At 70.6% G+C, this 8,947-nt stretch carries 9 protein-coding genes; 6 read left to right on the top strand and 3 right to left on the bottom strand.

What is annotated here, in order from left to right; translation table 11 throughout:
* Positions 1-342: 342 nt before the first annotated feature.
* Both AB0C22_RS11955 and AB0C22_RS11950 read right to left on the bottom strand, forming a co-directional pair.
* Positions 343-924 (bottom strand): Rv3235 family protein, encoded by a 582-nt coding sequence (locus AB0C22_RS11955; protein ID WP_219467466.1) that lies wholly within the window; start codon positions 922-924, stop codon positions 343-345.
* Between the two features lie 102 nt (positions 925-1,026).
* Positions 1,027-1,254: a helix-turn-helix domain-containing protein gene (locus AB0C22_RS11950; protein ID WP_067306191.1), complete on the bottom strand. Its 228-nt coding sequence runs from the start codon at positions 1,252-1,254 to the stop codon at positions 1,027-1,029.
* Between the two features lie 243 nt (positions 1,255-1,497).
* On the opposite strand from AB0C22_RS11950, the gene AB0C22_RS11945 reads away from it, so the two are divergent.
* Positions 1,498-2,010 (top strand): hypothetical protein, encoded by a 513-nt coding sequence (locus AB0C22_RS11945; protein ID WP_208570343.1) that lies wholly within the window; start codon positions 1,498-1,500, stop codon positions 2,008-2,010.
* 6 nt (positions 2,011-2,016) lie between these two features.
* Here the strand turns inward: AB0C22_RS11945 and AB0C22_RS11940 are convergent, their stop codons facing one another.
* The gene (locus tag AB0C22_RS11940; protein WP_219467468.1) at positions 2,017-3,018 is read right to left on the bottom strand and encodes a hypothetical protein; all 1,002 of its coding nucleotides are present in this window, start codon (positions 3,016-3,018) and stop codon (positions 2,017-2,019) included.
* Between the two features lie 500 nt (positions 3,019-3,518).
* On the opposite strand from AB0C22_RS11940, the gene pruA reads away from it, so the two are divergent.
* The 5 genes from pruA (at position 3,519) to ftsX (ending at position 8,853) form a co-directional block, all read left to right on the top strand.
* Positions 3,519-5,147, top strand: coding sequence for an L-glutamate gamma-semialdehyde dehydrogenase (gene pruA, locus AB0C22_RS11935; RefSeq protein ID WP_219467470.1), 1,629 nt, complete (start codon positions 3,519-3,521; stop codon positions 5,145-5,147).
* 259 nt (positions 5,148-5,406) lie between these two features.
* Positions 5,407-5,922: a PadR family transcriptional regulator gene (locus AB0C22_RS11930; RefSeq protein ID WP_145918036.1), complete on the top strand. Its 516-nt coding sequence runs from the start codon at positions 5,407-5,409 to the stop codon at positions 5,920-5,922.
* A gap of 64 nt (positions 5,923-5,986) precedes the next feature.
* Positions 5,987-7,108 (top strand): peptide chain release factor 2, encoded by a 1,122-nt coding sequence (gene prfB, locus AB0C22_RS11925; RefSeq protein WP_204927319.1) that lies wholly within the window; start codon positions 5,987-5,989, stop codon positions 7,106-7,108.
* A gap of 118 nt (positions 7,109-7,226) precedes the next feature.
* Positions 7,227-7,907, top strand: coding sequence for a cell division ATP-binding protein FtsE (ftsE, locus tag AB0C22_RS11920; RefSeq protein ID WP_030331491.1), 681 nt, complete (start codon positions 7,227-7,229; stop codon positions 7,905-7,907).
* 70 nt (positions 7,908-7,977) lie between these two features.
* The gene (gene ftsX, locus AB0C22_RS11915; RefSeq protein WP_208570347.1) at positions 7,978-8,853 is read left to right on the top strand and encodes a permease-like cell division protein FtsX; all 876 of its coding nucleotides are present in this window, start codon (positions 7,978-7,980) and stop codon (positions 8,851-8,853) included.
* Positions 8,854-8,947 lie beyond the last annotated feature (94 nt).

Here is an 8,947-nt window from a genome sequence, read left to right as displayed (position 1 = left end):
CGTTCCGGGCGGTCCTGCCGTTCCGGGCGGTCCTGCCGTTCCGGGCGGTCCTGCCGTTCCGGGCGGTCCTGCCGTTCCGGGCGGTCCTGCCGTTCCGGGCGGTCCTGCCGTTCCCGGCGGTCCTGTTATCCAGACCGCAGAACCCCTTGCCCGACTTCACCCCCACCCAGCCCCGCCCCTCACCCGGATCAGCCCTCCGGGTTCCGCTTCCCGCGCTGATCAAGAGGAATACGTCAGTTGGATCTCTAGGAATGACCTGAACCTCTTGATCAACACGGCGGGCTGGCTGCGGGGGCGCGGGGGTGGGGGTGGGGGTCTGGGGTGGGCGGGTGGGTGGGGGGGTCAGATGACCTGGAGGGTGGTGCAGAGCCAGCTGCCTCGGCGGTGTTCCAGGCGGAGCGCCATCGCCCAGGTCCGACCACCTGCGGCGACCACCACAGCCACCTCGACAGCTGCCGCGTGCGGCTCGAACACCCGCAGCCGGCGCAGGTGGACGGCGGGACGGGTGGAGCGCCGACGCACCGGCGGGGTACGCGATGAGGCGCGGGCGAGTTGTTCGCTCACCTCGGCGGTGTGCCCCGGCTCGACCAGTGCCCGGATCTGGCCGGGCGGCCGGTAACCGTTGAGGATTTCCAGGCAGGTGCCGACGAACCGGTGGGCCGCACGGGTCGCCTCGGGGGTGGCGGTGGCGGGCGGGGGCAGTGCCGGGGTGGCCGGATGCCCGGGGTGGGGTCGGGGGTCGGGCCGTCGGCCGGCCGGGCGACCGACGGGCGGCTGCCCGGTGCCGAACAGGTCGAGGGCGAGTTGGCCGGGCGGTCGGGGCCACAGATCCGGCACCTCGTCGACGTAGGGCGGGTCGGCGATGGGGGCGGGGCGCAACCGGATCGGTGGTCGGGTCGGCCCCGGACGGCGGGAGTCGGCCATCGCTGCACCCTCAATCCCTGCGTTTGCCTTCGTTTGCTTTCGACAGCGTCGATTGTCGACCACGGCAACGCCCAGGGTCAATGGCTCAGGGGGACGGGGCGATCACTCCGGGTCGCGGTCGGTGAGCGGGTTGCCGCGTACCCACTCGGCGGTCTCGGCGTACTTGAGCTGGATGTATTCCTCAAGCCGGGCGCGCTCCACCCGCCACTGACCCCGCCCGCCGATCTTGATGGCGGGCAGTTCGCCGCTGCGTACCATGTGATAGACCTGCGAATCTGAGACGTTCAGCTCGGCGGCCACGTCGGAGAGCAGGAGAAACCTCGGCTCCACGGAAACCCCTCGGCTTGACGTCGTTCGGATCAGTTTGCCACCGACAGCCTTCCCCGCCCAGCACCGGACCGTCCGCCCGGTGCGGCGTCTTCCACCGCAGCGGTGTGCGGTGTATGACGGTCTCGGCCGTCGGGTCCGCGCCCGTACCGCCCGTACGGCATGATCGGCGTTCGGGCGGGCGGTGCGGCCACGGTCCCGGGGGACGCGGCGAAACAGCCGGCACGGCAACGAGCGGGGGAGACGATGGCGGGCGACGAGCTGGTCCGGGTGTACGTGCCGGCGACCGTGCCGATGCTGGCCCTGCTGCGCGAGCGGGGACTGCCGGTCAGCGACGGGCACGCGGTCACCCCCACCCTGCGCGAGTGGTACGCCGAGGGCGACGAGGAGGAGTTGGAGTACGTCGCCTTCACCCGGGCCGCCCAGGACGCCCTGCAACTGTTGCGGGAGGACCCGGCCGCACCCCGACGGCGGGTGGTGGTCTCAGTCGACCTGCCCGGTGCCGCCGTCGGCCGGGGTGACGGCGAGCTGGGCTCCAGCGTGGTGGAGCTGGACGGACCGGTGCCGGCGTCGGCCGTGGCCGCGCTGCACGTGGACGGGGACGAAGCGGTCGAGGACGTCACCGCCGCCGTCGACGTGGTGCACGAAGCGCTCGCCGGCGACCCGGACGCCCAGTTCACCGTCGACGGGGCCGAGGACCACGAGTTGGAGTGGTACGCCCCCTCCGAGTGGGAGTTGCTGCTGCGTACCGCCTCCTGACCCGGGTCAGTCCTCGACGGTCTCGGGGTCGTCGTCGCGGTGGGTCGGGCCGAGGGTGCGGCCGAAGAGAACCACCGAGGTCAACGCGCCCACGAAGAGCACCCAGATGCCGTTGTCGATCCGGGAGGTGCCCATGCTGGTCTGGGCCACCGCGTCCGCCTCGCTGAGCGCGCCGGCCAGATCCAGCAGGGTCCGGCCGCCGATCCGGATGATCACCTCGGTGAGCAGCAGGAGCAGACCCGGACCGGCTCCGGCGAGCAGGTAGGCGGGCCAGCGTGGAGCAGGGGCGTCGGGGGCGCGGCGGACGGCCCGGCGGCGGGCCCAGCTGAGGTAGCCGAAGGCGAGCAGCCCGGCCAACAGTCCGCCGAGCAGCGACTCGGTGCGGGAGACCCACTTCGCGGCGCCGACCAGGGACGCCTGCGAGTCGTCCGCACCGAACAGGTCGAACAGCGGGTCGCGGGCCTGGCTGAACAGCACGACGAAGAGCAGGGTGCCGAGGGCGGCGGCGACCACCGCGCCGACCGGTGCCGGGGTACGCGCCCCGGCGATCGCCCCGCCGATGATGGCCGCCGCCGCGCTGGTGCCGGCGATGGTGTTGGTGGTGGCGTTGTCGGCGTAGGTCAGGTTGACGGCCAGGGCGGTGCCCAGCCCGACCAGCATGCCGGCCCCGAGCGCCGCCGCGAAGCGCAGTGCGGCGCGGTCGCCGAGCCGGCGGGCGGCCAGTTCGCTCGCGGCCAGCGCGACGGCCGTCCCGGCGACCAGCGCGGCGGAGATCACCCCGGGTAGGGCGAAGGCGGAGAGGGTGATCGCGGTGAGGCCGACCGCCGCCGAGTGGATCGCTTCCCGGGTGGACCACAGCATCGCGGCCAGCCATCCGAGCGCGAGCACCGCCAGCAGGGGCGTGCCCGGGGCGTACCCCGCCGGTGCGGTGTGGGTCTCCCCGCCGCCCTGCCCGGTGTCGACCGTCCGTGTGGACGCCGCCGTGGAGCTGCCGGGCTGCTTGCTCATCGTCTCCCCTTCGACACCGCGCCACCCCGGCACCGGGAGGGCCTCTGATCGCTCGAACCAGCGTACGCGGGCTGACGGTGCGGTCCCTGGCTGGGCGCGGACCGTCCCCACGCCCGGCCGGGCAGCCGGAGGGGGCGGGTGGCATGGGCGGTGCGGCTGCGGTCTGCCCGTAGCGCCGCCGGCCCGCGCCGGTCCGCCCGGCCGGGCCCGCGTCGGTCCGACGGCGGCTGCCCTCCCGGTGCCGCCGCCGTCGGACCGCCCTGTCTTTCTGCTGATCGACGGGGGCTGTTTGATACGAATCGTCGCCCTGAAGGTGTCGTGGCCTCGCGATCATCGGTGCGGGGCGGGCGGGGCGTGGTTCCGTCGGGGTCGGCGTGGGAGAATCCCCGGAGGTCCCGCCACCGCGCCAGGCACGCCGCGCGGTGTCCGGTGTCCGGCCGTCCGGTCGGTGCCCGCGGGGCCGATTTCGCCGCCGCTGTCGAGATCGCCCAGGAGCTGTGATGGACGCCGTGTTCTCCGTACCCGAGCCGCACAACGAGCCGGTACGCACCTACGAGCCGGGCAGCGCCGACCGGGAGCGGCTGCAACGGCGGCTGACCGAGCTGGCCGCCGAGCGGATCGACCTGCCGATGACCATCGCCGGTGAGCAGCGGATGGCCGGTGGCGACCCGATCGACGTGGTGCAGCCGCACCGGCACGCGCACGTGCTCGGGGTCACCGGTCACGCCACCCACGACGACGCCCGCGCCGCCGTACGGGCCGCCAAGGACGCCGCGCCGATGTGGCGGGCGTTGCCGTTCGAGGAGCGGGCCGCGGTCTTCCTGCGCGCCGCCGAGCTGCTGGCCGGCCCGTGGCGGGACACCCTCAACGCGGCCACCATGCTCGGCCAGTCCAAGACCGCCGTGCAGGCGGAGATCGATGCGGCCTGCGAGTTCATCGACTTCCTCCGGTTCAACGTGCACTTCGCCCGGGAGTTGCTGGCGGCCCAGCCGAACTCGTCGCCGGGGGTGTGGAACCGGTTCGACCACCGCCCGCTGGAGGGCTTCGTCTACGCGGTGACCCCGTTCAACTTCACCGCGATCGCCGGCAACCTGCCGTCCGCGCCGGCCCTGCTCGGCAACACCGTGGTCTGGAAGCCGGGCCCCACCCAGCAGTTCGCGGCGCACTTCACCATGCGGCTGTTCGAGGCGGCCGGCCTGCCCCCCGGCGTGATCAACATGGTCACCGGGCGGGGCGAGGAGGTCTCCGACGTGGTGCTCGCCGACCCGGACCTGGCCGGCATCCACTTCACCGGCTCCACCAGGGTCTTCCAGCAGCTGTGGCGCACGGTCGGCGAGAACATCGCCGCCTACCGGGGCTACCCCCGGCTGGTCGGCGAGACCGGCGGCAAGGACTTCGTCGTCGCGCACCCCAGCGCCGACGTCGACGCCCTGCACACCGCGCTGATCCGGGGCGCCTACGAATACCAGGGCCAGAAGTGCTCGGCCGCCTCGCGGGCGTACGTCCCCCGGTCGCTGTGGTCCGGTGGGCTGCGGGACCGGCTGGCCGCCACCGCCGACGCGTTGACCTACGGCGACGTGACCGACTTCGCCAACTTCGGCGGCGCGGTGATCGACGCCCGCGCGTTCGCCAGGCACACCGCCGCGCTGGACCTGATCGCCGGGGACGACAGCTGCCGGGTGCTGGCCGGGGGCACCGCCGACGACTCGGTCGGGTGGTTCGTCCGCCCGACGCTGTTCGAGTGCACCGACCTGGCCCACGAGACGTTCACCACCGAATACTTCGGGCCGATCCTCGGCGTGCACGTCTTCGACGACGCCAACTTCGACGACGTGGTCACCCAGGCCGAGTCCATCGCCCCGTACGCCCTGACCGGGTCGATCTTCGCCACCGACCGCCGGGTGGTCGACGCGGTGGCCGAGAAGATGCGGTACGCGGCCGGCAACTTCTACATCAACGACAAGCCGACCGGGGCGGTGGTCGGGCAGCAGCCCTTCGGCGGAGCCCGGGCCAGCGGCACCAACGACAAGGCCGGGTCGTGGCACAACCTGGTGCGCTGGATGTCGCCCCGGACGATCAAGGAGACGTTCGTGGCGCCGACCGACCACACGTACCCGCACATGGGGTGAACCGGCGACGACCGGCGGTGGCGGGTGATCCGGCCGCCGCCGGTCGGGGTCGTCCCGGGCGCGGGCGGCGCGGGACGGCCACCGCGCCGGCCACCACGGTCGGTGCGCCCCAGGTCACCGCCGATGGTGCGGGCCAGTGGGCGGTCGGGGGCGGTCCTGGGAGCACTGTCGTCCGCCGACAGTGCACATTGGAAATCCTCCCGGGTGGCAAATCCGGAAATCCTGGACGCCGGGACGGCAAAGTGGCAGCTTAGAGGGCATGGCGGATTCCGGAGTCAACCCCACTGCGGCGGCCCTGCTGGGGTTGTTGCATGAGGGCCCGATGACAGGCGGCCAGCTGATGGCCGCCGCTGAGCGCCGACTGGCGCCGTACTGGTCGATGACACGCAGTCAGGTCTACCGTGAGTTGCCGGTCCTGGCGGAGCGTGGTTTCGTGCGGCTGGGCAAGCCCGGGCCGCGGATGAGTCAACCCTACGCGATCACGGCGGCGGGGAAGCGGACCTTCTCCCGATGGCTGGCGGAGAATCCCGGTCGGGACACCATCCGCAACCCGATCGCCCTGCGGATCGCGTTCGGCAACCTGCACTCGGCCAGCCAGCTCAAGAACCTCTACACCTCGGCCAACGAATACCACACCGAGGCCCTCGCGTACGTCCGGGAGCAGGTCAAGACCGCCAAGAAGGAGGGCGACGAGTACGACGCCAGTGCGCTGGAGTTCGCCGTCGCCTACCACAAGGCGGCGCTGTCCTGGCTCAAGACCGCCCCGGTCGGCTGATCATCGGCCCTGGTAGGTGGTGTGACGTGAGCGGACCGCCGCACGCACAGTACCCTTGTCTGTCGTGACCGCTGCCGATTACGCCGAACAGCTCAAGGAACTCGACGCGACCCTGCGCAACATCGAGGCGGTGCTCGACCTCGACCGCCTGCGGGAGGAGAAGGCCCGGCTGGAGGAGCAGGCGTCCGCGCCGGATCTCTGGGACGACCAGGCCAAGGCGCAGCAGGTGACCTCGCAGTTGTCGTACGTCAACGGCGAGATCAGCAAGCTGGGCAGCCTGCGGTCCGGCCTCGACGACGCGCGGGTGCTGCTGGAGTTGGCCGAGGACGAGGCCGACTCCGGGGTGCTGGGCGAGGTCGAGTCGGAGATCGCCACGCTGACCAAGGCCATCCAGGAGATGGAGGTCCGCACCCTGCTCTCCGGCGAGTACGACTCCCGGGAGGCGCTGGTCGCCATCCGGGCGGGCGCCGGTGGGGTGGACGCGGCCGACTTCGCCGAGATGCTGCTGCGGATGTACCTGCGGTGGGCGGAGCGGCACGGCTACCCGACGGAGGTCTACGAGACCTCGTACGCGGAAGAGGCCGGCCTGAAGTCCGCCACGTTCACCGTCAAGGTGCCGTACGCCTACGGCACGCTCAGCGTCGAGTCGGGCACCCACCGGCTGGTCCGGATCAGCCCGTTCGACAACCAGGGCCGCCGGCAGACCAGCTTCGCCGGGGTCGAGGTGCTGCCGGTCACCGAGCAGACCGACCACATCGACATCCCGGAGAACGAGATCCGGGTGGACGTCTACCGGTCGTCCGGGCCGGGTGGGCAGAGCGTCAACACCACCGACTCGGCGGTGCGGTTGACCCACATCCCCACCGGCATCGTGGTGACCTGCCAGAACGAGAAGTCCCAGCTGCAGAACAAGGCCTCCGCGATGCGGGTGCTCCAGTCCCGGCTGCTGGAGCGCAAGCGGCAGGAGGAGGAGGCGAAGCTGGCCGGCCTGAAGTCCGGCAGCACCAGCTCCTGGGGCGACCAGATGCGCTCGTACGTGCTGCACCCCTATCAGATGGTGAAGGATCTCCGAACCGAGCAGGAGACCGGCAATCCGTCGTCGGTCTTCGACGGGGAGTTGGACAGCTTCCTCGAGGCGGGTATCCGCTGGCGCAAGCAGCAGCAGCTCGCCAACGACGCTGCGTGATCGATCGTGAACGGGGCGCGTCGTCGATTCCGGGTTGACCGGGCGAATCGATGACGCGCCCCGCTTCGGCGGGGCGTGCCACTTGGCTCTGCGGTTACACCGCGTAGACTCACGACCCGTGATTCAGCTTGAGCAAGTGACGAAGACGTACCCGAAGGCGTCCCGGCCTTCGCTCGACAACGTGTCCGTCTCGATCGAGAAGGGCGAGTTCGTCTTCTTCATCGGGCCATCAGGCTCCGGCAAGTCCACGATCATCAAGATGCTGCTGCACGAGGTCGCCCCCAACAAGGGCCGGGTCGTCGTCAACGGCAAGGACGTCACCTCGATGCGGTCCTGGAAGCGACCCCACTTCCGGCGCTCCATCGGCTGCGTCTTCCAGGACTTCCGGCTGCTGCCGAACCGCACCGCCTACGAGAACGTGGCGTTCGCCCTGGAGGTGATCGGCAAGACCAAGGCGGTGGCCCGCCGGGTCGTGCCCGAGGTGCTGGAGTTGGTCGGGCTCGGTGGCAAGGAGCACCGGTACCCGCACGAACTCTCCGGCGGTGAGCAGCAGCGGGTCGCGGTCGCCAGGGCGTTCGTGAACCGTCCGCTGATCCTGCTGGCGGACGAGCCGACCGGAAACCTGGACCCGGACACCTCGATCGAGATCATGCGTTTGCTGGACCGGATCAACCGCACCGGCACGACCGTCGTGATGGTCACGCACGACTCCAACATCGTGAACCAGATGCGCCGTCGCGTCGTCGAGATCGAGAGTGGCCGCATCGTGCGCGACCAGGCCCGCGGCGTCTACGGGTGAGCCGGCGCTCCACCCCTGCCGTACGACCTGACGACGAACACCTCACGCCGGAGAGCCGGAGGAACACCCGATGCGGATAAAGTACGTCCTGTCCGAGGTACTGGTCGGACTGTGGCGCAACGTCACGATGACGATCGCGATGATCATCACGATGGCGGTCTCTCTGACCATGCTCGGCGCCAGCGGCCTGATGTACAAACAGGTCGGCGACATGAAGGACCTCTACTACAAGAACGTCGAAGTCTCGATCTTCTTGAAGACCGACGTCACCGAGCAGCAGCGCACCGACCTCGACGCCAAGTTGAAGGGCGACCCCCTGGTCAAGGAGGTCCTCTACGTCAACAAGGACGAGGCGTACAAGACGTTCAAGGAGATGTACCAGGACGCGCCCGACCTGGTGAACGTCGTGAAGCCCGACCTGCTCCCCGAGTCGTTCCGGCTGAAGCTGGTCAACCCGGAGCAGTACAAGAACATCTACGACCAGTACCAGGGCACCGAGGGTGTCGACGTGATCGTCGACCAGAGCCGGCTGCTGGACAAGATCTTCAACGTGCTCACCGCCATCCAGAACATCGCGCTGGCCGCCGCAGTGGTGATGGCCATCGCCGCGTTGCTGCTGGTGGCGAACACCATCCAGGTGGCCGCGTACAGCAAGCGGCGTGAGGTCGCGGTCATGAAGCTGGTCGGTGCGTCGAACTGGTTCATCCAGGCGCCGTTCGTGCTGGAGGCGGTGGTCGCCGGCCTGATCGGCTCGCTGCTGGGCCTGATCGCGCTGATCGGCGCCAAACAGCTGCTGTTCAGCGGTTCGTTGAAGGCGCTCGAGGGGCTGCTCTCGCCGATCCAGTGGTCGGACATCTTCCTGATGTTCCCGCTGATGGCCGGCGTCGGTGGCCTGATCAGCGCCGCCACCGCCTGGGTCACGCTCCGCTTCTACCTGCGGGTCTAATCGCGGCAGGGGTCGACGTGCGGGCCCTCCCGCGCCGGGAAGAAACGGCGCGGGAGGGCCCTTGTCATTCGGGTAGCATGATCCCCGCTCACCG

It is taken from the genome of Micromonospora sp. NPDC048894 (assembly GCF_040649765.1).
In the GTDB taxonomy this organism is placed as follows: domain Bacteria; phylum Actinomycetota; class Actinomycetes; order Mycobacteriales; family Micromonosporaceae; genus Micromonospora; species Micromonospora antibiotica.
This window is presented reverse-complemented; position numbering and strand designations above follow the sequence as displayed.

Coding starts and splice junctions, on each gene's coding strand:
- AB0C22_RS11955 (WP_219467466.1), bottom strand. CDS start 924: ATGGCCGACTCCCGCCGTCCGGGGCCGACCCGACCACCGATCCGGTTG.
- AB0C22_RS11945 (WP_208570343.1), top strand. CDS start 1,498: ATGGCGGGCGACGAGCTGGTCCGGGTGTACGTGCCGGCGACCGTGCCG.
- AB0C22_RS11940 (WP_219467468.1), bottom strand. CDS start 3,018: ATGAGCAAGCAGCCCGGCAGCTCCACGGCGGCGTCCACACGGACGGTC.
- pruA (WP_219467470.1), top strand. CDS start 3,519: ATGGACGCCGTGTTCTCCGTACCCGAGCCGCACAACGAGCCGGTACGC.
- AB0C22_RS11930 (WP_145918036.1), top strand. CDS start 5,407: ATGGCGGATTCCGGAGTCAACCCCACTGCGGCGGCCCTGCTGGGGTTG.
- ftsX (WP_208570347.1), top strand. CDS start 7,978: ATGCGGATAAAGTACGTCCTGTCCGAGGTACTGGTCGGACTGTGGCGC.